The 24,885-nt window shown below is 67.8% G+C and carries 18 protein-coding genes, 1 tRNA gene and 1 pseudogene; 6 read left to right on the forward strand and 14 right to left on the reverse strand.

The annotated features are described in order from the left end of the window. Nucleotides 1-96: 96 nt before the first annotated feature. From ACNI3K_RS08415 to ACNI3K_RS08425, 3 genes are all read left to right on the forward strand, one after another. Nucleotides 97-1,371 carry a quaternary amine ABC transporter ATP-binding protein gene (locus tag ACNI3K_RS08415; RefSeq protein ID WP_419391435.1) on the forward strand — a complete coding sequence of 425 codons (1,275 nt, stop codon included), beginning with the start codon at nt 97-99 and terminating at the stop codon, nt 1,369-1,371. Then, entirely contained in the window at nt 1,371-2,315 is a 945-nt protein-coding gene (locus ACNI3K_RS08420) for an ABC transporter permease (RefSeq protein WP_419391436.1), read from the forward strand. Before ACNI3K_RS08415 ends, ACNI3K_RS08420 begins: the two co-directional genes overlap by 1 nt. A gap of 140 nt (nt 2,316-2,455) precedes the next feature. Next, the gene (locus ACNI3K_RS08425) at nt 2,456-3,385 is read left to right on the forward strand and encodes a glycine betaine ABC transporter substrate-binding protein (protein WP_419391437.1); all 930 of its coding nucleotides are present in this window, start codon (nt 2,456-2,458) and stop codon (nt 3,383-3,385) included. Nucleotides 3,386-3,645: 260 nt separating this feature from the next. Here ACNI3K_RS08425 and ACNI3K_RS08430 read toward each other — a convergent pair. The 8 genes and pseudogenes from ACNI3K_RS08430 to ACNI3K_RS08465 all read right to left on the reverse strand — a co-directional run bounded on the left by ACNI3K_RS08430 (nt 3,646) and on the right by ACNI3K_RS08465 (nt 15,449). Then, a pseudogene (locus ACNI3K_RS08430) lies at nt 3,646-4,126 on the reverse strand (acyl-CoA thioesterase). A gap of 222 nt (nt 4,127-4,348) precedes the next feature. Beyond that, nucleotides 4,349-6,031 (reverse strand): energy-dependent translational throttle protein EttA, encoded by a 1,683-nt coding sequence (gene ettA, locus ACNI3K_RS08435; RefSeq protein WP_419391438.1) that lies wholly within the window; start codon nt 6,029-6,031, stop codon nt 4,349-4,351. Between the two features lie 157 nt (nt 6,032-6,188). Then, nucleotides 6,189-6,716 carry a single-stranded DNA-binding protein gene (locus tag ACNI3K_RS08440; protein ID WP_419391439.1) on the reverse strand — a complete coding sequence of 176 codons (528 nt, stop codon included), beginning with the start codon at nt 6,714-6,716 and terminating at the stop codon, nt 6,189-6,191. A 173-nt stretch (nt 6,717-6,889) separates the two neighbouring features. Then, the gene (locus ACNI3K_RS08445) at nt 6,890-9,817 is read right to left on the reverse strand and encodes an S-layer homology domain-containing protein (RefSeq protein WP_419391440.1); all 2,928 of its coding nucleotides are present in this window, start codon (nt 9,815-9,817) and stop codon (nt 6,890-6,892) included. A gap of 73 nt (nt 9,818-9,890) precedes the next feature. Then, nucleotides 9,891-11,375 (reverse strand): RICIN domain-containing protein, encoded by a 1,485-nt coding sequence (locus ACNI3K_RS08450; protein ID WP_419391441.1) that lies wholly within the window; start codon nt 11,373-11,375, stop codon nt 9,891-9,893. A gap of 317 nt (nt 11,376-11,692) precedes the next feature. After that, nucleotides 11,693-12,520, reverse strand: a complete 828-nt coding sequence (gene proC, locus ACNI3K_RS08455) for a pyrroline-5-carboxylate reductase (RefSeq protein WP_419391442.1) — start codon at nt 12,518-12,520, stop codon at nt 11,693-11,695. Continuing rightward, nucleotides 12,517-13,863 carry a GTPase gene (locus ACNI3K_RS08460; RefSeq protein ID WP_419391443.1) on the reverse strand — a complete coding sequence of 449 codons (1,347 nt, stop codon included), beginning with the start codon at nt 13,861-13,863 and terminating at the stop codon, nt 12,517-12,519. The genes proC and ACNI3K_RS08460 overlap by 4 nt, the downstream gene beginning before the upstream one ends. After that, nucleotides 13,860-15,449, reverse strand: coding sequence for a zeta toxin family protein (locus tag ACNI3K_RS08465; protein ID WP_419391444.1), 1,590 nt, complete (start codon nt 15,447-15,449; stop codon nt 13,860-13,862). The genes ACNI3K_RS08460 and ACNI3K_RS08465 overlap by 4 nt, the downstream gene beginning before the upstream one ends. A gap of 199 nt (nt 15,450-15,648) precedes the next feature. Between ACNI3K_RS08465 and ACNI3K_RS08470 the strand changes: the two genes are divergently transcribed. Next, nucleotides 15,649-15,721: transfer RNA gene (locus ACNI3K_RS08470), tRNA-Arg, on the forward strand. A 91-nt stretch (nt 15,722-15,812) separates the two neighbouring features. On the opposite strand, the gene ACNI3K_RS08475 is transcribed toward ACNI3K_RS08470, so the two are convergent. Further along, complete coding sequence (locus tag ACNI3K_RS08475; protein WP_419391445.1) at nt 15,813-17,237, reverse strand: FAD-dependent oxidoreductase; 1,425 nt, start codon at nt 17,235-17,237, stop codon at nt 15,813-15,815. Between the two features lie 83 nt (nt 17,238-17,320). Here ACNI3K_RS08475 and ACNI3K_RS08480 point away from each other — a divergent pair, with 83 nt between their 5' ends. Next, nucleotides 17,321-17,683, forward strand: coding sequence for an ArsR/SmtB family transcription factor (locus tag ACNI3K_RS08480; RefSeq protein WP_419391446.1), 363 nt, complete (start codon nt 17,321-17,323; stop codon nt 17,681-17,683). A 126-nt stretch (nt 17,684-17,809) separates the two neighbouring features. Next, entirely contained in the window at nt 17,810-18,526 is a 717-nt protein-coding gene (locus ACNI3K_RS08485) for a GTP pyrophosphokinase (protein WP_419391447.1), read from the forward strand. A 45-nt stretch (nt 18,527-18,571) separates the two neighbouring features. Here the strand turns inward: ACNI3K_RS08485 and ACNI3K_RS08490 are convergent, their stop codons facing one another. The 5 genes from ACNI3K_RS08490 to ACNI3K_RS08510 all read right to left on the reverse strand — a co-directional run bounded on the left by ACNI3K_RS08490 (nt 18,572) and on the right by ACNI3K_RS08510 (nt 24,785). Continuing rightward, the gene (locus ACNI3K_RS08490; protein WP_419391448.1) at nt 18,572-19,597 is read right to left on the reverse strand and encodes a LacI family DNA-binding transcriptional regulator; all 1,026 of its coding nucleotides are present in this window, start codon (nt 19,595-19,597) and stop codon (nt 18,572-18,574) included. A 10-nt stretch (nt 19,598-19,607) separates the two neighbouring features. Continuing rightward, nucleotides 19,608-21,125 (reverse strand): sugar ABC transporter ATP-binding protein, encoded by a 1,518-nt coding sequence (locus ACNI3K_RS08495; RefSeq protein ID WP_419391449.1) that lies wholly within the window; start codon nt 21,123-21,125, stop codon nt 19,608-19,610. 62 nt (nt 21,126-21,187) lie between these two features. After that, on the reverse strand, nt 21,188-22,207 hold the full coding sequence (locus tag ACNI3K_RS08500) for an ABC transporter permease subunit (RefSeq protein WP_419391450.1): 1,020 nt from the start codon (nt 22,205-22,207) through the stop codon (nt 21,188-21,190). Then, nucleotides 22,204-23,250: an ABC transporter permease gene (locus tag ACNI3K_RS08505; protein WP_419391451.1), complete on the reverse strand. Its 1,047-nt coding sequence runs from the start codon at nt 23,248-23,250 to the stop codon at nt 22,204-22,206. Before ACNI3K_RS08505 ends, ACNI3K_RS08500 begins: the two co-directional genes overlap by 4 nt. Continuing rightward, nucleotides 23,247-24,785: a sugar ABC transporter ATP-binding protein gene (locus tag ACNI3K_RS08510; protein WP_419391452.1), complete on the reverse strand. Its 1,539-nt coding sequence runs from the start codon at nt 24,783-24,785 to the stop codon at nt 23,247-23,249. The genes ACNI3K_RS08505 and ACNI3K_RS08510 overlap by 4 nt, the downstream gene beginning before the upstream one ends. Between the last annotated feature and the right edge of the window lie 100 nt (nt 24,786-24,885).

Consider the following 24,885-nt stretch of genomic DNA (forward strand, 5'->3'; position numbering starts at 1 on the left):
GTGACTGCCGTAAGACGGCTGCGAGCCTCCTCGTCACAAAAGGGACCGCAATCTACTCCCGTGTCACCGACAACGCACGGGGAGCTGAGGTAACCAGTGAACGACAGCATCGCATTGAGCGCTGACGGACTGTACAAGGTCTTCGGCCGGAACGCCGATGACGCAGTGCGCCGCCTTCGCGACGGCTCTTCCCGCGACGACCTCGGCGGCGCGACCGCCGCCGTCATCGACGCCTCCTTTGAGGTGAAGCGCGGCGAGATCTTCGTGGTCATGGGGCTCTCCGGCTCCGGCAAATCCACCCTTATTCGCATGCTCAACGGACTGTTCACTGCCACGGCAGGTTCAGTGGAGATCGGCGGCGACTCCGTGACGGGTGCGAGCACCTCACAGCTGCGCGACCTGCGTCGCCACCGCGTGTCGATGGTGTTCCAGCACTTCGCTCTCCTGCCCCACCGCACGGTGATCGACAACGTCGCGTACGGACTCGAGATCCAGGGCAAGTCGAAGGACGAACGGCTGGCTCGCGCCGCTGAGATCACCAAGGTCGTCGGACTCGCCGGCTGGGAGGAGAAGCACCCCTCGGAGCTCTCCGGTGGCATGCAGCAGCGCGTCGGCCTCGCCCGCGCCCTCGCCGCAGACACCGACGTGCTGCTCATGGATGAGGCCTTCTCCGCTCTCGACCCGCTGATCCGCCGCGAGATGCAGGACCAGCTTCTCGAGCTGCAGGCCGAACTGAACAAGACCATCGTCTTCATCACCCACGACCTCAACGAGGCCATGTACATCGGCGACCGCATCGCAGTGATGCGCGACGGCCGGATCGTGCAGATCGGCTCACCCGAGGACATCCTCACGAACCCCGCCAACGAGTACGTCGAGCAGTTCGTGCAGGACGTGGATCGCACCAAGGTGCTGACCGCCGAGTCCGTGATGCGCAAGCCCCGCGTGGTGATCCACGAGAGCGGCGGACCACACGCGGCACTCGCCACCATGCGCGACGAGCAGATGTCCGCCGCCTACGTGACCAAGCGCGACCGCTCCCTCGTGGGCTGGGTCCGCGATCGTGACGTGCTGGATCTGGTGCGCAAGGGTGAGAAGTCCCTCACCCCCGCCATCCAGACGGACCACGGCGCCGTCCAGAAGGACACCGCCCTGGCGGACCTGTTCATTCCTTCCCTCGAGGCCGCGCTACCACTGGCGGTGACCGACGAGCGCGATCGGCTCGTGGGAGTGATCCCGCGGGTGACCCTGCTGGCCACGCTGGGCGGAGAGCCCGAGGCCGCGAGCAGTGCGATCCCGCGCGTGGATCCGATACCGACCGAGGTGGTCGATAAGGCCCTCGGCTCGACCACGACGATGGGAGGTGTGTGATGGAATTCCGTCTCCCCGCAGGCAACTGGATCGACGCCTTCTTCGAGTGGATCGAAGCCACGCTGCCCTGGTTGTTCGAGGCGTTGCGCCAGATGTTCATCTGGATGTTCGACGCTGTCGACTTCGTGTTCGCCACTCCGTCGGAGTGGATCGTCATCGCGGTCATCACGGCGCTGGCTCTGCTCGCTCGTGGGTGGAAGTTCGCGATCGGCGCCGCCCTCGGGCTGCTGTTCATCGTCAGCGTGAACCAGTGGGACAACGCGGTCGATTCTCTCGCGCTCGTCATCGTGGCCGCACTGTTGGCCGTCGCCATTTCGATCCCGCTCGGGATCTGGGCGGCACGTAACGACACCGTCTCGGCCATCCTGAAGCCGATCATGGACTTCCTCCAGACCTTGCCAGCATTCGTCTACCTGATCCCCGCCCTCGCGCTGTTCCGCATCGGCGTCGCCCCCGGCATCTTCGCCACGCTAGTGTTCGCGCTGGCACCCGGGGTCCGACTGACCGAGCTGGGCATCCGCGGCGTCGACAAGGAAGTGGTGGAGGCCGGCCAGGCCTTCGGCGCCTCCCCGCGCCGCATCCTGCGCCAGATTCAGATACCTCTCGCGATGCCGTCGATCATGGCGGGAATCAATCAGATCATCATGTTGTCGCTGTCCATGGTGGTCATCGCGGGCCTCGTCGGCGCAGGTGGCTTGGGTGGCGACGTCGCGCAGGCAATCTCGGCGCTGGACGTGGGGCTTGGATTCGAAGCCGGCCTCTCCGTGGTCATCCTCGCGATCCTGCTCGATCGGTTCACGGCCTCCTTCGGCCAGCGCATGGGGCTTTACTCCCGGTTGGCCAAACTCCGCAAGGACAAGAAGGCCGCAGACGAGCAGGCGCGTCTCGACGCCCAGCAGGCCATCGACCGCGGCGCCGTGCGCGAGCCTGGCACCGCAATCTGACTCAACCCCCGCATCGGCGAGAGGCCGACGCAACCGACAAGACCTCGCGACCGTCACCCACGGTTGCGCGCATCGGGCCGTCTCACACGGCCAGGGATGCTCACGGCGGCGGAGACACCGCACGCCGGGAAAGGAAAAACATGTTCAAGCGCACTTCTGCCGCTTTCGCGGTGACTGCAGCTTCGGGCCTGGTTCTCGCCGGCTGCGCGTCGGCCGACGACGAGGCCACCGAGGAGCCCACCGACGAGACCACCGCCGCAGGCGAGACCTCGGATGCTCCTGAGGCAGGCGGCGACCTCACCCTGGCCGTCTTCAACGGCTGGGACGAGTCGCTCGCGACCTCCCTGCTGTGGGAGGCCGTGCTCGAGGATGAGGGCTACAACGTCGAGCTCGAGTACGCCGACCCCGCCGTCGTCTTCCAGGGCGTCGCGGATGGCGACTACGACATCGTGACCGACGTGTGGCTGCCCCTCACTCACGAGGCCTACATCGAGGAGTTCGGTGACGACATGGAGGAGCTCGGCGCTTGGTTCGACTCTGCCGCGCTCACCATCGCCGTGAACTCGGACGCGCCGATCGACTCGCTCGCTGAGCTTGCCGAGAACGCCGACGAGTTCGACAACCGCATCGTCGGCATCGAGCCCGGCGCCGGTCTGACCTCGACCACGCAGGATTCGGCCATTCCGACCTACGGCCTCGAGGGCATGGAGTTCATCACCTCCTCGACGCCGGCCATGCTCCAGGAGCTGGAGACCGCACTCGAGAACGACGAGAACATCGTCGTGACGCTGTGGGAGCCGCACTGGGCCTACGGCGCATACGACATCAAGAACCTCGAGGACCCTGAGGGCGCCATGGGCGAGGCCGAGGAGATCGTGACCTACGGTCGCACCGGCATCACCGAGGACTTCCCGCAGGTCGCCGAGTGGTTCAGCAACTTCACGATGGACTCCGAGGCGCTGTACGACCTCGAGAACGAGTTGAACGCCGCTGACGAGGGCGACTACGAGCAGGTTGTGGCCGACTGGATCGCCGCGAACCAGGAGTGGGTCGACTCGCTCACCGCGTAAGTCTCACCTGCTTCATCAAGAGCGCCGGCTGCCCCTCGGGGTGGCCGGCGCTTCTGCGTCCCCACCCCTCCCTGTCCGGCACTCATTGTCGGTCTGACGCGTTCGCGACCCCCTGTCCGGCACTCACTGTCGGTCTGACGCGTTCGCGACCCACTGTCCCCCTGTCCCTCCTTAGCGCGCCCATCGGCGGTCAGTGTCGGTTCGGAGGGGTTAGCGAATGTGCAGGCGGACCGTGAGTGTCGCTAGGCCCTGACCTCGGATCAGCGCTTGCGGAACTGCACAGGCTCCTCAACGTGTGGAGCCCAGGCCGCTCGCTCGGCGTCGTTCAGCCGGCGCGGCCGCTCGGAAGCCGCGTCGATCAGCACCAGCGTCGTCGACGCCCGCGCAAAGACCTGCTGCTCCGCTCCCCCGAGCGGCGAGAACACTTCGTAGCAGATCTCGATGCTCGCTCCCCCGAGCCGGCCGATCCACAGCTGCACGTCGAGGGGGCGGCGCAGGAACGGCACGGGTGCGAGGTACTCGATCTGCTATCCAGCGATGAGGGTGATGGTGTCCGCCCCTGGGCCGCCGTGGATGACCGCTGTGGAGGCGACGTCGTCGCCCTCCTCCGCGGCCGCATCGGCCCAGAAGACGCGGATGCGCGCTTCCTCGAGAAGCCTCAGCATCTCCGCATTGTTCACGTGTCCGTACGGCGTCGGGATCGGACCAGCGCAGCGAGATGGGGACGTGGATGCGGCTCATGGCGCCACGGTAGCGGCCACACGACATCCAGGGCCCGCCAGCACGCGCCGAGCACCGGAAACCGACAGCCACTCACCACAGCGACGCTAAGGCGGAGTAGGGGTCAGTGAGTGCCGGACGGCGAGTCCAAACATCCCACAGGCGACAATGAGTGCCGGACAGGGTGTAGCGGGGACGACGAAGCCCCCGGCACCAGCAGGTACCGGGGGCTGTCGAGACACGCTAGTCGCGCGTGAGCTTGCGGTACGTCACACGGTGCGGGCGGGCCGCGTCGGCGCCCAGGCGGTCGACCTTGTTGGCCTCGTACTCCTCGAAGTTGCCCTCGAACCAGTACCAATTCGCCGGGTTCTCGTCGGTGCCCTCATAAGCGAGGATGTGCGTCGTGACACGGTCGAGGAACCACCGGTCGTGCGACACCACCACGGCGCAACCCGGAAACTCCAGCAGCGCGTTCTCCAGCGAACCGAGAGTCTCGACATCCAGGTCGTTGGTCGGCTCGTCGAGAAGCAGGACGTTGCCGCCCTCCTTGAGCGTAAGAGCCAAGTTCAGCCGGTTGCGCTCTCCACCGGACAGCACTCCGGCGGCCTTCTGCTGGTCGGGGCCCTTGAAGCCGAATGCACCCACATACGCACGCGAAGGCATCTCGACGTTGCCGACCTGGATGTAGTCCAGACCGTCTGAGACGACCTCGAAGAGGGACTTCGTCGGGTCGATGCCGCCGCGGCTCTGGTCCACATAGCTGACCTTCACCGTGTCGCCGATCTTCAAATCGCCCTCGTCCAGCGGCTCCAGGCCGACGATGGTCTTGAACAGCGTGGTCTTTCCCACGCCGTTGGGACCGATCACGCCGACGATGCCGTTGCGTGGCAGCGAGAACGACAACCCATCGATGAGCGTACGGTCCCCGAACCCCTTCTTCAGGTTCGTGGCCTCCAACACTACGTTGCCCAGACGCGGGCCCGGGGGAATCTGAATCTCTTCGAAGTCGAGCTTCTTGGTGCGGTCGGCCTCCGCTGCCATCTCCTCGTAGCGGCCCAAACGTGCCTTGGACTTGGTGCGCTTGCCCTTGGCGTTCGAGCGCACCCACTCGAGCTCTTCCTTGAGGCGCTTGGAGAGCTTGGCGTCCTTCTTGCCCTGAACCGCCAGGCGCTCCTGCTTCTTCTCGAGATAGACGGAGTAATTGCCCTCATAGGGGTAGAGACGGCCGCGGTCGACCTCACAGATCCACTGCGCCACATGATCGAGGAAGTACCGGTCGTGCGTCACGGCCATGACTGCGCCCGAGTACTTGGCGAGGTGCTGCTCGAGCCACAGCACCGACTCGGCGTCCAGGTGGTTGGTGGGCTCGTCGAGCAGCAGCAGGTCTGGCTTCTCCAGCAGCAGCTTGCACAGCGCGACACGCCTGCGCTCACCACCGGAAAGCACGGTCACGTCAGCATCGGGCGGCGGGCAGCGCAGGGCGTCCATCGCCTGCTCGAGCTGGCTGTCGAGGTCCCACGCGTCGGCGTGGTCGAGCTCCTCCTGGAGCGTTCCCATCTCGGTCAGCAGGGTGTCGTAATCCGCGTCCGGGTTCGCCATCTCTTCAGAGATCGCGTTGAAGCGGTCGAGCTTGCCCTTGATCTCGGCGACACCCTCTTCGACGTTGCCGAGGACGGTCTTCTCTTCATTCAGCGGCGGCTCCTGCAGCAGAATGCCCACCGAGTACCCGGCGCTCAGCTTCGCCTCTCCGTTGGAGGGCTGCTCGAGACCCGCCATGATCTTGAGGATCGTCGACTTGCCGGCGCCGTTGGGGCCGACCATGCCGATCTTCGCGCCCGGGTAGAACGACATCGTGACGTCATCGAGGATGACCTTGTCGCCGTGCGCCTTGCGCGTCTTGTACATCGTGTAGATGAACTCTGCCACTGCTACTCCGTGAGGTTGTGGGGCGGCGCCAATGCGCCTGCTGACATACCGATCCCAGCCTACGCGGTATGGGCTGTCGGTCTCACGGAACCCCCGCTGGGATGTGAGGCAGAGACCCGCACGCCGGCGAGGGGTGGCCGGCGCGCGGGCTGTCCGGTCACACCAAGGCGGCCGGCCGCTCGTCGGCCTCTTCGACGTCGTCCTCGTCCCCGTCGCCCGGAGCGATGTCGCCGGGCGCGATGTCGTCGTCCAGCCCCTCGTCGACATCCTCGACCGGTTCGGTCCCCTCGCCGGCCGGCTCCTCGTCGCCGCCAGTGACCGTCGCCCGCGTGAAGGACGCGATGCCCTTGGTCAGGTCGTGGCCGACGCACGTCGCGTCGATCTGCAGCCCCCAATGCGTCACCTTCTGGGCATCGGTCCACTCGTTGGTGCGCAGCCGTCCCTCGACGATCACCGGCTGGCCAGTGCGCACCGACTCGGCGACGAGCCGCGCGCTGTCACGGAACACGCGCACCGTGAACCACTCGGTGTTGGCGTCGGTCCACGTGTTGGCGTTGCGATCGAAGTACCGGGACGTCTGCGCCAATCGGAAGGTGCACATCGGCATGCCCTCGCCGTCTCGCGTCACCACGTATCTGGGGTCGGTGGCGACCCATCCGGTCACCGTCATGGTCAGATCCTTCATGCTTCCTCCTCGACTCGTGCCGCGGTCTGCGGCTGAGCCCAGGCTCGCGCCGTATCGTCCCCAGCGCATTGCCGATGCGCGGGCAGGGTGGGCGACGCGGGCGCGCTTTTGCCTGGGGACGCCCAACGGCCCCGACGCCTCCATCAGGAAGCACCGGGGCCGTCGTGAAGTGATCAGCCGTGCACGCGGTACAGGAAAGCGGCGATCGCGTCACGCGTCACTGGTCGGAACGGACGGTAGGTCCCGTCGCTCCACCCTGTCGTGACCCCCTCCTCGACCATCCACGCGATGGCCGCGTGGTGCTCATTCGACGTGGTGGACACGTCGGAGAGCTCCTTCAAAGCCGCCTCCTCATCCGTCACCGCCGGCTCACCTTGGGAGCGATGCAGGAACGCGGCGATCGCGTCGCGAGTCACGGGCTCGAAGGGGCGGAACGTGCCGTCGCTCCATCCCGTCGTGATCCCCTGTTCGACCATCCACGCGATGGCTGCGTGGTGCTCGCTGTAATGCGAGTCGCGCGGGTCGGCGGACACGTCAGAGAACGCGGACAGCGCCTTCGCCTCGTCCTCCACCGCAGGCTCTCCAGCCGCGCGATACAGGAACGCCGCAATCGCGTCCCTGGTGGCGTTGGCGTAGGGCCGGAACTCTGCGGTGCCGTCGATGTCCCAACCCGTGCTGATCCCCTGAGCTGCCATCCACGCAATGGCCGCGTGGTGCTCGTTGTACGAGGACGAACCGGCCTGGTCCGAGACGTCGGCGAATTCGACAGGAAGCGGCGCGCTCGCGATCGTGAACGCGACCGTGGCCGGGATTCCGTCTCGGGTGCCGAGCGCCTGGGTCACGGATAGCTCGTACGACCCCTCCCCCTCGATGGGCTCGTCGAACGTGACGGTCCAGTCGCCCTCGCGGTCAACCGTCGTGCTGGCGAGCGCCTGAGCGCCGTCCGCCACTCGTACCTCGGCACCGGGATAGCCGGTGCCCGCGAGCGAAGCCACCTCGGTGTCGGAGGCCAGCTCGCCCTCGGGCGCATCCGTCACGGACAGGTTGTCTCCGCCCGCGTCGATGTCGACTCGCTGGATGAGGAACTCGGAGGTGTCCAGCGCGTGGTCGACGATACGGGTCTCGCCCACGCAGCCGTTCCAGCCGTTGTTGGCCTCGTCGTAGTTCCAGTTGGATCCGATGACCCACGGATAGCCGTCGTTGAAGGTCATGCCGTCGTGGTCGACGGCGTTGCGGAGCACAGGCACCCCGTCCACGTACATGATCGTCGTGTGCGCAGCCGGGTCGTTGACGACGGCCACGTGGTACCAGTTGCCGGTCATGATCTCGCCCGACCACAGCGACGTGGTGTTCGACCACGGCGTCCCCTCGGACGTGCCCCACTGCATCTCGCGCAGGTTCGACACCGAGAAGAACGCCGGACCCATCTCGTAGTCGTAGCGCTCCCAAGTGATGGGCAACGTCGAGCGGCGTCCGGTGCGGGTGAGCCAGCCACCCCATTGGTTGTCGTCCACGTTCCACTCCTCGGAGAGGTACACGAACGACTCGACGGTGTAGCCATCCTCGAACTCTGCCTTGGTGACAGGCACCTCGTAGTCGGTGGTGATGTAGTTCAAGCGGCCGGTCTGGCGCGACGTCTCGTCGAAGCAGATCGCGCCCATGTCCGCAGATAGGTATGAGGTGTTGTCACGCGTGATAGTGACGTCATCGACCTCGGCGGGCGCATTGATCTGGTCGAGCGGGAGGCGGTGCATGGGGTTCGCGCCCGTCTCATCGGGCACTGTGCCACCCTCGGGCAGCACACCCTCCTCGATAGCGCCGAACCGCCAGTGGGCGAGGGTGCCGTCCACGGTCACGTAGTCCCCGCGGCTGCCCGCGGCCACCAGGGAGCTTCCCCCGTCGCCGCCTTCCCAACCCTCGGACACGATCTCCTTGGAGCGCTCCGACAGGTCGCCCCACTCACTGTCGCCAGGACCGAAGTCAGGGGCAAAGCCCTTGAACCGTTCTTGGAAGTCGATGTCGAGCGTGAAGTCCGCATCCTCGCCGGTCAAGACCGGGGTGTCCGAGGGTGTGATCGAGGCAGCCTCCTTCACGGTCACCCAGGGCGAGATGGTGGCGAAGTCGATGACTCCTGCGTCGAGGTCGAACTCCATCATCCCCATGATCCCGTTGCCACCATCGGCGGCCATCTGCGAATCGAGCAGCAGCTGGTGCACGTCGTTGCCGGCGTCGTTGACGAGCACCCGGCGGGTCTGTCCATGGAAGTGGCCGCTCAGCGTGACGAAGATCTGATCATTGGCACGGATCAGCTCCTCCCACATCTCCTGCCCGAACCAGAAATCGGCCGCGGCACCTGTCGACTTGTCGACGTCGACGATCGCGTGACCGGTCAGGATGGTCGGCAAGGTCGGGTGAGCGTCGAGCACGCCCTGCGCCCAGTCCCAGGTATCGGCCGATGCGAGCCAGCCCAGCGCCAGCACCAGGAACTCCTGGCCTTCGGCCTCGAACACGTAGGCATTCGAGTATCCGTTCTGGTAGGAGGCGACCCACGTCGCGCCGTCATCAACACGACTGGCGGGGAAGTGAGTGAGGTAGTTCGCGGCGTTGGCCTCGGAGCTACGCACGCCCATGTTGGCGACGTCATGGTTGCCGGGCAGAATCGAGAAGTCGACCCCGCCGTCCTCGAGACGTGAGATGGCACGGTCCGCTGCCGTCCACTCAGCGGCGACGCCCTGTTGGTCGACGACGTCTCCCAAGTGCAGGGCGAAGGCGGTGTTGAGCTCCTCGTCATGCTCGGCAACCCACGCGGTCTGGACCTCGAAAGGGTCGGTCCCGTACTTGGGGAAGAACTGGTCCGCGGAGTAGCGCGAGTAGAACTGTGTGTCGGGGAGCACCGCGACGGTGAACCGCGAACCGGTGTCCTCTTCGGACGCCTCGGCGGACATCGGGGCGGACGCGGCCGGCACCAGCTCATCGAGGGGCGCGCTGGAAATCGAATCGGCCACGGCGGGGGTCAGGATGCCTGCGGCTCCGACAGCGGCGCCGGCAAGCATCGCCGTCCAGCCGCGCGCCGCACGGGTAGTGGTCAGTGAGGTCAGCATGTCGTAGTCGTCTCGTCTCGTGTCGCCAGGGGTGAAGTCGTCGTGAACGCGCTCGAGGCGCCGGGGCCGCGGCTCATGGCGCCACCGGTCCCCAGGCTTCGAGCTCGGAGAGCCGCATCCAGCTCGCGTCGGACTTGTGCTCGAACACCGCCCGGAAGCCGGTGGCGAGCACGGGGTCGAAGTCGGTCTCCAGCGCCAGCCGGTCACCGCCGTTCTCAAGAGTGCCCACGGACGTGTCCACCCAGCCGCCGCTCATCGTGCGGTACTGGAAGGTGACCGCACCGACGTTGTTCGACCCCGCTGGCTCGTGGATCGCGGCGCCATCGAGCTGGCGCGGCTGGTCGAAGTAGAACGCCACCCAGTTGGGGTTGATGCGGTTGACCGCTCCCCCGCTGCGCCAGTCGCCGAATCCCTCGGCATCGACGTCACCGTCGGTGAGCCCGGGCTCCGGGTCGGTGCCAGAGAAGCTCCAACCCCGGACGTTGGTGTCTGCCAGGAAGTTCGAGCGCGCCGGCTCGGCGAGGGCGATCTCCAGCGTTGCCTCGAAACCGAGGCCGGCCACACCCTGCACCGTGACTGTGCCCGGCTCCGCGAGCATCTCGGTCGTGACCGCGTCCCAGTCCCAGCGAACGTCTGCGGCGACGGTCGTCTCCGAGCCGCTCACCCGGCGCTCGACCCGCGTCGGGGCGTCCAGCTTCAGTGCCTCGACGCGCACGCCGGCGTAGCTGGAAAGCGTGGCCGGCACGGCGTCGCCCACCGTGCCCACGGTGTACTCCGCGTCAATGACGACCTCTTCCCCAAGCATGCCCACTGAGGTGCCGGTGAAGGCGACGATGCCGTCCTCTTCCCAGACCGCATCGGACGGCGCCTCCCACTCGATGTCCTCAAGCGAGACGGAAGCTCCCCAGCCGTACGTGCCGGTGACGGACACAGGCAGTTCGGGCACCTCACCGGGCGAGACCAAGCCGCCCACCGCATCGGCCGTCGCCACCGTGGGGTGGACCCGCCAGGACTGGTTGGTCCCGAAGTCGTTGTCGTTGTACGTCGCGATCCGCGCGCCTTCTGCGGTCGACCAGTCGTACAGGTCAAGCGCCTGGTCGATGCCGTCCAGAGGGGCGCCGTTGACCACCTTGGACACGGAGCCGTTGCTCGTCACGGTCCACGTGGCGAGCGGAAGCTCGGCGGCCTCCGCCACGGGGATGTCGAGCACCTCCAGCCCGCGCTCGCCGTCGATCCTCGCGAGCACCCGGCCCTCGGCGTTCGCGAGCACGTACGTGTCGTCCTCGACCGGGTGCATGGCGATCGCCTGCGACAGCACTGCGTCGCCGTCGGCGCCGATGCTGCGGCTCTCGAGCGGCCACGTCGCGTCCGCAATCGTGGCTGCCTTCCCGGGAGCGTGGACGCTCTCGACCACGACGGTGGCGACGCCCTCGGCGGCGCTCGGGGCCAGCGGCGCCGATCCATCGTCGGACCCGGCGGCGCTGAGGCCGACGCCGACGAGCGAGGCCAGCGCGGCGGATACGCCCGCGGCGCGCGCGAAGCGCTTCGATAGTTGCATGAGATTCCCGTCTCCTCGTGCGAGCCGCCCGCGCGGCTTGCACCGGCGTCAGGGAACTCGCGCCATCACAAGTGCGCCGCAACCGCTCCCCCGGAGGGTGGGATTGCGGTGTCGACGAGGGGAACGCTAGGTGGCATCGCACGGTGGCGCAAAGCGCAAGGTTACGAAGAAGTGTCCGTTTACCTGGGAATTCACATGCCGCTGATGTGGTATTCACGGCGCCGCAGAAGGCTGCCCACATGAAGGTCTGGTGGCCGCCGTCACGAAAGTTTCATCTGCTGGTCATGGTCCGGCGCGGGCGATCCACGCGAAGGGGGTCAGCCCCGGCCGAGTTCCCCGGCCCGTGCCGTCGCGGCGCGCACGCCTGCGGCCAGCGCATCGTTCAGTCCGTGATCGGAGAAGGCCGCGAGCGCCGCGGCGGTGGAGCCGCCGGGGCTCGTGACCTCGTCCCGAAGGTCGCCTACATCGCGGCCGGTGGAGTCCAGGTACGCCATCGCTCCGCCAACCATCGCCGGCACCATGCGCGCGGCCTGATCCGCCGACAGCCCCTGCTCGACGGCTGCAGCAGACAGCGCCTCGATGACGGCGTAGACGTATGCGGGCCCGGACCCGACGACCGCGGAGAACGCGTCGATCAGCTCTTCGTCCATCTGTTCGACCGCGCCTGTCGGAGCGAAGAGCTCCTGCACCCTCGCGTCAGTCCCGGCCGGCGCACCGGGGGCGACGGCGAAGGCGGTCACGCCCCTGCCGACTGCCACCGGGGTGTTCGGCATGGCGCGCACCACCGCCGCGTGAGACGGGAGGGCCGGGGCGAGGTCTGCCAACCGCACCCCGCCTGCGACGGACACGGCGAGCGCGCCCGGAGCCAGCGCATCGGCGATGTCACGAGCGAGCCCGAGGATCGCGTGCGGCTTCACACCGAGGATCACCACGTCGGCGCCTTCCACCGCGCGCGTGTTCGCGTCAGGATCCTCGGACACGGCAGCGTGAGAGACGTGATCGAGACCGTCGATCCAGGACGGACGCGACGAGCCCGTCGTCAGCCTCAGCTCCGGCGCAGGCTCCACCGAGGCCCACCGCCGGGCCAGCGCGCCCGCCATGTTCCCCGCACCAAGCACCGCGATGACGGGCGCAGCGGCGCTCATGCGCTGTCCTCCTGGTCCAGCTCCGTGAGCTCATCGAGCGCCCGGTAGGCCTGATGGATCGTCTCGGTCGGCTCCAGCACGGCGGGCAGCACCTCGTGGCGCACCGCCCCGCGCCCTACTTCGAGAGTGCGCTTGCGCGCGGCCGATGCGGCGGCAGCCTTCCCGAACAGCGCGCGCCAGCCCCGCACCGGTTCGGTTCCCGGCCACGGCGCGTCGGCCAGCGCCTCTTCGATGCGTCGTGCCAGGTCCTCCGCGTCCTCGACAGCCTCGGACACCACCTGTCGCCATGCGGCTGGCAGGCCTTCGGTCGCGGCGTCGATCCAGTCGAGCCGCTCGCGCTCGACCGTGTGCACGGGGGCGCGCCACTCGGACGCCAGCTCCCCGTGGGCGCCGCGCGCCCGCGCCGCCGCCGCATCCGCCCTCGCATCGACGCCTGCCGCGCGCGCGAGAGCGCGCACCAGCTCGTCCACGTCCGGAAGCTGCGGGTCAGCGTCCTTGGCGAGAGCTCCCGCGAGGGCACGGCCTGCGCTGACGAGGTCGGAACGCACCGCCTCCGCCGCCACCGTTCGCGCAGACACGGCGCCCGCGAGCTCGGCCCGCAGAATGTCGAGCCCCTGCCCGGTGCGCGCGGACACCGGCATCACGGGCACCTGGGTCATGCCGTCCACCGCGAGCAGGCGCTGCAGATCGCGCGCGACCGCCCACGCGTCCTCGGTCGACAGTCGGTCCACGTGATTCAGCACCACTAGCGACGGCCTGTCACGTTCGGAGGCGGCACGCAGATAGAACTGGTGGAGAGCGTGGTCGGCGTACTTCTGCGGGTCGACCACCCACAGCAGCAAGTCGGCCATGGGCACGATCCGGTCCACGATCGTGCGGTTGGCGGCGTTGATCGAGTCGTGGTCGGGCAGGTCGAGCAGCACCATGCCGGACAACGTCACCTCGTCCTCGGAGTCGAGCTGGTCGATCTCGCGTCGCAGCCGGCGGTCGGGGGCGACCTCGAGCCAGTCCAGCAGCGTGTCCGCCGGGTCGCCCCAGACTGCCGCACTCACGTGCGATGTCGTGGGTCGGGCCACTCCGGGCACCGCGAACTCGCGGCCCACGATCGAGTTGAACAGGCTCGACTTTCCCGATCCGGTGCCGCCCGCGAGAGCGACCACCGTGTGGTCCACTCCCATCGCGAGCCGCTGGTCGCAGCGCTCGATGGTCGCGTGCACCCCTTCGCGCACCGCGCGCGGGATGGCCTCAGAGGCCCACTCCATCGACGACCGCAGCCGCGCCACGCGCTCGAGAAGCAGCGTGGTCTCGGAGGGCGGTTCGACGTGCTCGAACTGGACGCTCACATCAGGCCCCGGAGCTCGGCCCGGCGCAGGCGCACGGCCGACGACGCCTCGGGCAGCAGCGACGTCACGTCGGTGGGGCGCATCATGTCCAGCGCCTCGCGGTTGATGCAGTAGCGGCGGGCGCCCGTGAGCTCGGCCCGAGCCAGGTGCAGCGCGTCGCTCAGGCTCGGAGTCACGAGCGTGCCGAGCAGCATGCGCGCGGGCTCGACGCCCAGCGCGGCCGATGCGAGGGTGGCGGCCAGCCCGTCGTCACCGATGACCTCGGCTCCCCGGGAAGATCCCGGCAGCCGCGTCACCTGCTCGCGGACCTTCGCGAGCCAGGCGCGCGTGGCGTCGGCGGCACGGCGTTCGCGCATCACCCGCGCATCGCGCGGATCGCGCTGGTCGGCAAGCCACCGCCCGGGCGACTCTTCACCATGAGACAGCGCCTCCACCATGGCCTCCGACGCGGAGTCCGCGGCGCGCGCCAGGGTGGCCTCGACGGCCTCGATCACCTCGATCTCAATGACTCGCAGCGCCTCATCGCGGAGCTCGCGCGCGCTACGCCGCTTGACCCACGCGCTGTTGCGCAGCTTGTGCAGCGGGCCGCCCTCGTCGCACGCGGTCTCCCAGCGGGCCTCAAGCGACCCGGTCGGGATCTCCTGATACCAGGCGTCGCCCCCTACCGCCTCGGCCCGGGCCGCGCATCGGCGCACCTCCGAGCGCACCTCCTTGGCGGCGGCGGCCTGATCGTCCATCCGCTCGGCGAGCGTCTCGAGCCACTCCTTGAGCGACTCCGTCGCGCCGTGCATGGTGCGCTCCACGATGGCGGACGCGGATGCCGCTGCGACGCCTTCGAGCCACCGGCCCAGCCCGCCCACGACGTCCTTGGGCAGCCGTGCGCCGCCCTCGGTGTCCTCGGGGATGACGAACAGCGGCAGCGACTCGAGGCCTTCGTTCGCCAGCCGGTCGACGAGCTCGCGCCGCACCTGCGCGGCGACGTCGACAGTCACGCGGTTCAGCACCATTGCGATCGAGGCTCCCCGCTCGGCGCCGCGTCGCAGCGCCTCCCACGGCACCGCGTCGCCGTAGCGGGCGGCGGTGGTGACGAAGATCCACAGGTCGGCCGCCTCGAGCAGCTGCTCCGCGACGTCGCGGTTCTCGCCGCGCACGGAGTCGAGGTCGGGCGAGTCGATCAGGGCCAGCCCGCGCGGCACGGCCTCGGTGGACACCACCTTGGCGTCGTGCGCGATCGAGCTCAGGACGTCAGCGTCCAGGGGGTGGTGGAACACGTGCGGCACCTTGGTGGTGGGCCGCAGCACTCCCGACGCGGTGAGCTGCTCGTCGAGCAGCGCGTTCACCACGGTGGACTTGCCCGCTCCGGTCGAGCCGGCCACGACGACGATCGCAGGCGATGCCTCCTCGCGGACGCGCGGGATCAGGTGGTGGTCGAGCTGGTCGAGCATGTGAGCGCGCAGCTCGCGCGTGCTCTCAGCATCTCCGAGCGGGATCGGCAGCTCTAGCCCCGCGACGACGTCTCGCGTGTCCACCAGAGCGTCGAGGAGCGCGCCGGGATGCGACCACGTCTTGATTGGCCGGATCGTCATGCCGGTACGGTCCCTCCTCCTCGCGCAGGCGTGCCGCGAGCGCACTGATCAGGGTACCGTGCCGCAGTCCCCGCTCCTGCCTCGTCCGCCCTGGTTGCGGCCCGCTCCGCATGGCGACCCGGCCGATGCGCCGGCCGGGTCGCTGCGGAGCCTCGCCTGGGTGCCAGTACGCTGGGTAACCGCGCCCCGCGCGCGCCGCGCCCCCGTAGCTCAATGGATAGAGCAACGGCCTTCTAATCCGTAGGTTGCAGGTTCGAGTCCTGCCGGGGGCACTCAAGATCTCGCCCCCTCCTGTCCGGCACTCACGGTCGCCTATGGCGCACATCGGACTCCTGTCCGGCGCTCACCGCCGGGCGGGATCGCCTAGCTGCAGCAGGCGTCCACTGAACCGCTCACCTCGCTCAGCTGGAGCAGTGTCGTTGACGAGGGCACACTGATGAGCTCGACCCCGAGCTCGCCGCTGCGGCCGTGCGCGACCCCGGTGGCGAAGCCCACTGCGGCGGGACTCTTGCTCCCGGGCGTCGAGCAGCACACTCCGGTCTCGGGCAGCGAGAGCTCGACGCGGCGCGCCGCCTCGTGGTCGCCCGCAATCGCGGCCACGACGGACCGCACCTGCTCGTACCCGGTGGCCAGGAGGAAGGTGGGCGCTCTTCCGTAGCTCTTCATCCCGACCATGTAGAAGTCCTTCTCCGGGTGGGACAGGACATCGGCCCCGTGGGGTTCGACGGTCCCGCAGCTGTGGAAGTTGGGGTCGATGAGTGGCGCGAGGCGAGACGGGGACTCCGTTGTCGAGTCGAGGTCAAGCTGCAACTCGCGGGTCATCTCGAGGTCCGGCCGGAAGCCGGTAGCCGCAGCCACGGTGTCCACCGTCACGGACTGGGGGCCGTCCGACCCCGTCGCGGACACCGTCACACGGCCGCCAGGTGCGGGCGTGAGGGAAGACACGGCGAAGTTGCGCAGCAGCGTGATGGCTCCGGCCTCGACGGCTGCCCTGAGCCGGTCACCGAGCGCGCCCCGCTCGGGGAGCTCGTCGGCCGCGCCGGCGCCATACAGTCGCTGCGGCGAGTCCCCGCGGATCGCCCATACGATCTCCGTTCCTGGCACCTCCTCCGCGAGATCGACCAACGCCAGCAGCGTGTTCGCCGCGGAGTGGCCGAGACCAGCGACCAGCGCGCGCTTGCCTGCGAACCTCGCCCGGTCCCTGCCGAGCGCGTCCGGCAGCCCTCCAGCCAGCCACTGCAACGCTTCTCGCTCTCCGACGGCCGGGATGCCCATCGCGCCCAGCGGGTTCGGCGTGCGCCACGTGCCCGAGGCATCGATGACCGCACGGGCGGTGACGTCCTCGGTGCCGGCCTCGGTCTGCAACCGCACCACGAAGGGCAGCCGTTCACGTCCGATGGTGCGGGTCTTGTCCAGGCCCGCACGAGTGACACTGAGCACCCGCGCGCCGTAGCGGATGCGGCCGGCCAGTTCCGGCAGCTGCGACAAGGGCTCCAGATAGCGCTCGACGAGGTCACCACCGGTGGGCACCTCGTCACCTGCGGGCTCCTGCCATCCGTGCCTTGCGAGCAGCCGGCGGGCAGCGGCGTCGGTATCGAACCGCCATGGGGAGAACAGGGGGATGTGCGCCCACTCGCGCACGGAGGACCCCGCCTGGTCTCCAGTCTCGATCACGAGCGGGTCGAGACCACGCTCGAGGGCGTGAGCGGCCGCCGCGAGCCCCACGGGCCCTGCGCCGATGATCACGACCGGTGAATCCTGCACGATCGGTGCATCGTTGGGTGTCATCTCTTCTTCTCCTTTGTGAGCAACTAGGTCATTAATAACAGTAGTTGCTGTTGATAGCAAGAGGAGCATGGCATACTGATGTCATGGACACCATGATCGGCGTAGCACTGCAACGAGACTCCGCACCCGAACGGCTCGTCGAGCGGGCGCGTGCGCTGGCCCCCGTACTGCGAGCACTGGGCGACCCGACCCGCCTGCAGCTCGCACTACTCCTGGCCGAGGCACCCCATACCGTTCGCGAGCTGACGGATGCGACCGGCCTGAGCCAGACGCTGGTGAGCCATCACCTTGCTCCCCTGCGGGACCACGGGCTGGTGACCGTCACGCCTCGCGGGCGGTCCAATGTCTACACACTGTGCTGCGAGTCGGTGGCGGCGCCCGTCCAGCTGCTCGCCACGCTGGCTGCGAGCTCGCCCGAGGGCGAAGCCGCCTGCTGCTCCCGGTGATCGGTCGTCCGAGTCTCGCAACGCGCCTCCAGCATGAGGTGCGCTCCGCTGGGACGTTACTGCCGCATCGGACGTTGACCGAACGGTACCCAAGCAATCCCGCGTCCCCAGGCTGGAGGCAGCACCGTGCACGGTGAAGGAGACCCAGAAGCCGAAGGCTCCGGTCCCGGGGGAGGCGATGACGCGCCGAGCGTTGCTCCCCACGTGCGCGAGGACCTCGCGCGCCTGCGTGACCTCTACCAGTTCGGCATCGACGAGGTGCTGACCAAGGTCGACATCCTCCGCCGCGAATTCGAGCGCAGCCACGATTACAGCCCCATCGAGCACGTCCGCTCGCGCCTCAAGAGCGTCGACAGCATGGTCGCCAAGGCCCAGCGTCTCGGGTGCGAACCGACCGCCGACGGCGTGCGCACAGCAATTTCGGACATCGCGGGCATCCGCATCACCGCCACCTTCGTCTCCGACCTCTACTGGGTGGCGGACATGCTCGCCCACCAGCCCGACCTCACCGTGGTGACCGTCAAGGACTACGTCGCGCACCCCAAGCCCAACGGGTATCGGTCCCTGCACCTGATTGTGCGGGTGCCGGTCTTCCTCTCAGCCACGACCGAGCACATCACCGTCGAGCTGCAGATCCGCACCATGGCGATGGACTTCTGGGCCAGCATCGAGCACAAGCTCTTCTACAAGTACCGCCACGACATGCCCCAGGCGCTCGCCAACGAGCTCGCTGATGCCGCGCGCCTGGCGGCGACGCTGGACGAACGGATGGGCACTCTCCGGGACGAGGTGCGGCCGATGCCGGTGCAGCTCAGCGACGACGCGACACTCAGCGCCGGATAGCGAGCCGACACCGCGCGGAGGCGACAATGAGTGCCGGACGGGGTGCTACGGCTCGTCGTGGCTGACGTCGCGGGTCGACTCGCGCACCATGAGCTTGGTGGGCAGTGGAGTATCCGCCGATTCGTCGGTCCCCTCCTCGAGCGACACCAGCACCTTCTGCATCATCATCTGGCCGAGCGCGACGAAGTCCTGCCGCACGGTCGTGAGCGGCGGGTCGAGGTACGCCGCCTCCGGGAGGTCGTCGAAGCCCACCAGGCTCACGTCCTCAGGCACCGACAGCCCGCGCCGACGCAGCGCCGACATCAGGCCGATGGCCATCTGGTCGTTGCCCACGAACACGGACGACCCCCGGGAGATCTCCATATCGGTGCCGATTACGTATCCGGACTCAGCGGTCCAGTCACCGTGTGGCACCGCGGAGGCGTCGAGGCGACGCGCGGCGAGTTCGTCGCGCCAGCCGCGTAGGCGCTCGATCGCATCCGTCGACTGCTCGGGACCGGCGAGGTGGAGGATCCGGGTGTGGCCACGTTCGGCCAGGTGGCGCACGGCGGCGCGCGCGCCGCGGTACTGATCGATCGACACGAGCTGAGGGCCCCGGCGCGCCGTGGACGCGGCGACGACAAGCGGGACACCCACGTCGAGGCCGCGCACCATCTCGAGCACCTCGGCGTCGTTGACGACCATCACCAGCGCATCGACCCGCTGCCGCAACAGCCCCTCGACCGCGCGCTTGGCAGTCTCGGGATCGCGCTCGCCCGTGGAGACCGTGTCGACGCTGTAGCGAGAGTCGCGCGCGGCCCTGTTGAAATGCATCGCGATCGAGCTCGGCCCGTAGTCCACAGAGCCCGAGGTGATCAGGCCGATGGTGCGCGTCCGCCGCGTCACCAGCGCCCGCGCCGCCGGCGAAGGGCTGTAGCGCAGCTGCTTCATCGCCTGCTCGACGCGCTCCTTCGTGGCCGGGCGCACGTTCGGCATGCCGTTAATGACGCGCGACACCGTCTGATGCGAGACACCAGCGAGGCGCGCGACATCGAAGATGTTCGCCGCGCGGGCTGGCTTGTCTTGCGCCACTGGGATCCCCTCAGGCTTCCGGTAGATCCGGCTGTGCCACCAGGGCCAGCAGAGAATCAGCGTTCAGGGTGTCCGCGGCCACCGTCTCAGCCACGCGCCCGTCCCGAAGCACGGCCACTCGGTCGCCGACGCGCAGCACTTCATCCAACTCGGCCGAGATGAACACCACCGCGAGCCCGTTGTCCGCGAGCTCTCCGACCAGGTTCTGGATCTCGACCTTGGCACCGACGTCGATTCCCCGGGTGGGCTCATCGAGCACTAGAACTCGTGGGGACAAGGCGAGCAGCCGCGCGAGCATGACCTTCTGCTGATTGCCGCCACTGAGCTTCTTGACCAGCGTGTCCGGATTCGCCGGCCGGATGCCCAGCGCCTCGATCCAGCTCGCGGCGAGCTCGCGTTGGCGCGCGGAGGGGATGCGCCGCATGGCACCTTGCTGCGCCTGCACGGAGAGCACGATGTTGTCCCGGATCGACAGCTCGGGCAGCAGGCCTTCGGTCCGACGGTTCTCGGACGAGTAGACAACGCCCAGCTGGAGTGCGCGGCGCGGTGAGTCGAGCCGAACATCGCGGTTCTCGATGCGGATGACTCCTGACTGCGGCCGGTCGACTCCCGTGAGCACACGGGCGAGCTCGGTGCGGCCCGACCCGAGCAGTCCCGCGATTCCCAGCACCTCTCCCGCGGCGACGTCGACGTCCGCATCCGCGATTCCCGGGGCATTCGTGACGCCGCGGGCGCTCAGGAACGGGTCGGGCGGCAGGTCCGGCTCCATCACTCGTTCGCGAGCAGCAAAGTCGGCGACGTCCCGTCCGAGCATCTTCTGCACGAGGTCGATCCGCAGCAGATCCGTCGTGCGGTACTCGCCCACCAGCGCACCATCCCTCAGCACCGTGACGCGATCACAGATCTCGTACACCTGATCAAGGAAGTGGCTGACGAAGAGGATGGCGACGCCCCGCTGCTTCAGGTCTCGGATCACGCGGAACAGCTCGGCGACCTCGTCGGTGTCGAGGCTGGACGTCGGCTCGTCGAGCACAAGCACACGCAGGTCCATCGAGATGGCACGCGCGATGGCCACAAGTTGCTGCACCGCCAGCGAGTGGCTGCCCAGGACGGATGCGGGGTCGATGTTGAGGCCCAGCCCCTCGAGCACCTCGCGGGCGTGGCGACGCATCGCCCCGTTGTCGATCAGGCCGTGACGGCGAGGTTCGCGCCCCAGAAAAATGTTCTCCGCCACCGACACGTTGGGGAGCAGGTCGACCTCTTGGTAGACGGTCGAGACCCCTGCTGCCTGCGCAGCGGCGGGGGTGGCGAAGGCCACCTGCTCGCCCTCGATGCGGAGGGTGCCGTCCGCGAGCGGCAGCACCCCAGTGATGGCCTTGATGAGCGTGGACTTGCCCGCGCCGTTCTCGCCCATGAGGGAGTGCACCTCGCCTGGAAACATGCGGAAGTCCACTCTGTCCAGGGCGGTGAACGCGCCAAAGAGCACTGTCGCACTCTCGAGCTCTACGAGCGGCTTCGCCCCGTCCACGGAGCCATCCTGGCACGGCGGACGGGGCGAAACCACCTCGTGGGGTCGGTAAGGGCCCTTGGTCACCGAGATTTGTCGGAGCGGGCCACGATCGCGCGTTGCACCACGATGAACACCAGCAGCAGAGCACCCACGATGATGTGGGTCCACGACTGCTCGGCTCCCATGAAGGAGATGATCGTCTTGATGGTGCCGTAGACGAACACGCCGATCATCGATCCGAGGACGTAGCCCCGGCCGCCGCTCAGCAGAGTTCCACCGATAACGACGATGGCGATCACGTCAAGCTCGGTACCGATGCCGTTTCGCGGGTACCCGGCGTTCGTGTACGCCGTAAGCACCAGGCCCGCCAGGCCGCCGCAGAGGCCACTGATCACGTAGACCATCACCTTGGTGCGGGCGACGTTCAAGCCCATCAGGCGCGCCGACTGCTCGGAGCCGCCCACGGCGTAGACCGTGCGACCAAACCTGGTGAAGTGCATGACCAGCGCGCCGATGGCGACAGTCAGCAGTGCGATGATGCCGGTCGGCGTGATGTACCAGCCTCCCAGCGACAGGCGCGTTCCCTGAAGCCATGCCATGACCGGGTCGTCGACCCGGATTGAGGACAGGCTCACCACGTAGGCCAGCCCGCGTCCCAGGAACAGCCCCGCCAGCGACGCGATGAATGGCTGCACGTTGAAGTACTGGATGAGCACGCCGATGAGCAGGCCGATCGCCGCACCGGAAAGAAGCATGGCGGGGACCGCGATCACGACTGGTGTGCCGCCTGCGATGAGGCTCGCACCGAAGATGCCGGTGAAGGCCATGACGGAGCCGACCGAGAGGTCGATGCCCGCCGTCACGATCACGAAGGTCATGCCCACCGCGAGGATCATCAGGTACGCGTTGTCCAGCAGCAGTGCGGACATGTTGCGACCGGTCAGGAAGTTGCCGAAGTAGATCTCGGCCCCGACCAACAGCGCGATGAGGATGGCGATAGCCGCGAAGGTCGGAAGCACCGAGGCGTAGCGGCTCGTGAAGGTGCCGAAGAAGCCCTTCGAGGTCGTGTCATCTGTGATGGGGGTGTCGATGGCGCTCATGCCGCGACCTCCTTCCGGTCGTCGGAGTCCTGCTTCTGGCCCCGCCCGAACCGCTGTCCTATCGAGCGGCCGAACTTATGGACTCGGGGAGCCTGAAGGAGCACCACGATGATGACCACAACGGCGAAGAACACCGGGCTCTGCGCAGGTGGGACGCCGAGGAACAGGATGGCTGAGTCGAGCGCCTCCACCGTCAGGACGCCGATCACGGTGCCAGCGATGGAGAACTTGCCGCCCATGAGCGACGTTCCGCCGAGCACGACCGCGAGAATTGCGTACAGCTCGATGAGATAACCCGCAGAGTTGGCGTCGGCGGCCATCGTGTTGGACGCATAGATCACGCCCGCGATGCCTGCGAGCACACCCGAGGCGATGTACGCGCTCCAGATGATGCCGCGCGAGCGCACGCCGGCGAGCCGGCTGGCCTCAGGGTTGATGCCCACCGACTCGGTGAGCATGCCCAGCGCGGTCCGTCGCTCGAGGACGCTGACGATGATCACGGCGGCGACCCAGATGAAGAAGGCGACAGGCAGGATCACCAGGTAGCCGTTCGAGATGAACTTGTAGGGCGCGCTGTTCACGGTGGTGATGAAGCCGCCCGTGATCAGCAGAGCCACACCGCGCCCAGCGAGCATGAGCACGAGTGTCGCAATGATCGGTTGTATGCCTAGCACCGAGACCAGGAAACCGTTCCACACGCCGAGCACGAGCCCCACCAGAACCGCCACGAGGACGGCGACGATCACGGTGCCGAGATCTCCGGGATTGCCCGATCGGTCGAGGATCGTCAGCGCCACGGCGCCCGAGACTGCCATGATGGCGCCCACCGACAGGTCGATGCCGCGAGTGGCGATCACGAGCGTCATGCCGAGTGCCACGAGCATCAGCGGAGCGCTCTCCCGCAGGATGTTGATCGGGTTGCCGTACAGCTGGCCATCCTGAAAACGCATGCGAATGAAGTTCGGGTTCGCGATGGTGTTCACGATGATCAGCGTCACAAGCGCGGCCGCTGGCCAGAACAGGCGGTGTCTGAAGATTGTCACTTGGACACCCTTCCTTCGCCGGAGTTGGCGATGTAGTCAACGAGTCCGTCGAAGTCGACCGACTGGGCGTCGAGCTCACCGATGGCCTTGCGATCACGCAAAACGACCACGCGCTGAGCGATGCGCAGCACCTCTTCGAGCTCGGACGAGATGAAGATCACGGACAGGCCCTTCTCGGACAGCTCCGCGACCTTGCGCTGGATGTCGGCCTTGGCGCCCACGTCGATGCCACGGGTGGGCTCGTCAAGGATCAGCAGCTCAGGAGCCGTGGCCAGCCAGCGTGCGAGCAGCACCTTCTGCTGATTTCCGCCGGAGAGGTTGCCGATCGGCACGTTCGGGTCTGCGGGACGGACACCAAGCGCGCTCATGTACTCGCTCACGACGGCGTCCTGTTCGGCCTTCGACACGCGCTTGAGCCAGCCACGCCGGGCCTGGATGCCGAGGATCATGTTCTCGGCCACGGTGAGATCGGCGACCACGCCCTCGGCGCGACGGTCCTCGGATGAGAACGCGATGCCGTGATCGATGGCGTGCCGCGGATTGTGAATGCGCGCCGACTTGCCAGCGACCGAGATCTCGCCGGTCTCAGCGCGGTCGGCCCCGTAGAGCAGACGCACGAGCTCAGTGCGGCCGGAGCCGAGCAGGCCTGCGAGGCCCACCACTTCGCCGTCATAGACCTCAAGGTCGGCAGGCGACAGCATGCCGCGCTTGCCGAGGCCCGTGGCCTTCACCACGGGCGTCCCGCTGCGGTCCACCTGGCGGTTGGCGCGATCGGAGATCGCTGCCAGGTCGTCGAGCTCGCGGCCGATCATCTCGGCCACCAGAGCGTCCTTGGGGAACTCGGCGGCGAGGTGCTCGCCCACGAACTGACCATTGCGCAGCACGGTGATGCGGTCGGAGATCTCATAGACCTGCTCGAGGAAGTGGCTGACGAACAGGATCGCCACTCCCCTGTCGCGGAGGTCGCGGATGACCCCGAACAACTGCTCGACCTCGCCACGGTCAAGGCTCGAGGTGGGCTCGTCGAGGATGAGCACCTTCGCATCGAGAACCATGGCGCGAGCGATGGCGATCAGCTGCTGGATGGCGATCGAGTGGCTGCCGAGCTCGGCTCGCGAGTCGAGCTTGAGACCAAGATTGCTCAGGTGGCGCTCGGCTTCAGCGTGAGTGCCGCGCCAGTCGATTCCGGTGCGCCCGCGCTTCTCGTGGCCGAGCATGACGTTCTCGCCCACGGACAGATTGGTGCAGAGGTTGACCTCTTGGTACACGGTGGAGATGCCCGCCTCTTGGGCGTCGGCCGTGGCCTCGAACCTGCGCTTGGTGCCGTTGACGACGATGGTGCCGCTGTCAATCTGGTACACGCCGGTGAGGGCTTTGATGAGAGTGGATTTGCCGGCCCCGTTCTCACCCATGAGCGAGTGGACCTCGCCCGGGATAAGCCGGAAGTCGACGCTGTCAAGCGCCAGCACTCCAGGGAATGCGATCGTGATGCCGCGCATCTCGACGATGGGCTGGACTTCAGTGTCCGCGGGCATTGGATATGGACCTCTTCGTCTCGTGGGTGGACCCGACGGGGGACCGGCGCGAGCCGGCCCCCCGACGGGAATCACAGGGACATGCTGTCAGATGACGTCA

Origin of the sequence: Demequina ureilytica, from assembly GCF_048553575.1 — a bacterium.
Lineage (GTDB): Bacteria > Actinomycetota > Actinomycetes > Actinomycetales > Demequinaceae > Demequina.

What these genes read in the sequence shown, in the direction of transcription:
- ACNI3K_RS08500 (WP_419391450.1), bottom strand. Translation starts at nt 22,207, where the DNA reads ATGAGCGCCATCGACACCCCCATCACAGATGACACGACCTCGAAGGGC.
- ACNI3K_RS08465 (WP_419391444.1), bottom strand. Translation starts at nt 15,449, where the DNA reads ATGACGATCCGGCCAATCAAGACGTGGTCGCATCCCGGCGCGCTCCTC.
- ACNI3K_RS08510 (WP_419391452.1), bottom strand. Translation starts at nt 24,785, where the DNA reads ATGCCCGCGGACACTGAAGTCCAGCCCATCGTCGAGATGCGCGGCATC.
- ACNI3K_RS08475 (WP_419391445.1), bottom strand. Translation starts at nt 17,237, where the DNA reads ATGACACCCAACGATGCACCGATCGTGCAGGATTCACCGGTCGTGATC.
- ACNI3K_RS08445 (WP_419391440.1), bottom strand. Translation starts at nt 9,817, where the DNA reads ATGCTGACCTCACTGACCACTACCCGTGCGGCGCGCGGCTGGACGGCG.
- ACNI3K_RS08480 (WP_419391446.1), top strand. Translation starts at nt 17,321, where the DNA reads ATGGACACCATGATCGGCGTAGCACTGCAACGAGACTCCGCACCCGAA.
- ACNI3K_RS08450 (WP_419391441.1), bottom strand. Translation starts at nt 11,375, where the DNA reads ATGCAACTATCGAAGCGCTTCGCGCGCGCCGCGGGCGTATCCGCCGCG.
- ACNI3K_RS08440 (WP_419391439.1), bottom strand. Translation starts at nt 6,716, where the DNA reads ATGAAGGATCTGACCATGACGGTGACCGGATGGGTCGCCACCGACCCC.
- ACNI3K_RS08425 (WP_419391437.1), top strand. Translation starts at nt 2,456, where the DNA reads ATGTTCAAGCGCACTTCTGCCGCTTTCGCGGTGACTGCAGCTTCGGGC.
- proC (WP_419391442.1), bottom strand. Translation starts at nt 12,520, where the DNA reads ATGAGCGCCGCTGCGCCCGTCATCGCGGTGCTTGGTGCGGGGAACATG.
- ACNI3K_RS08420 (WP_419391436.1), top strand. Translation starts at nt 1,371, where the DNA reads ATGGAATTCCGTCTCCCCGCAGGCAACTGGATCGACGCCTTCTTCGAG.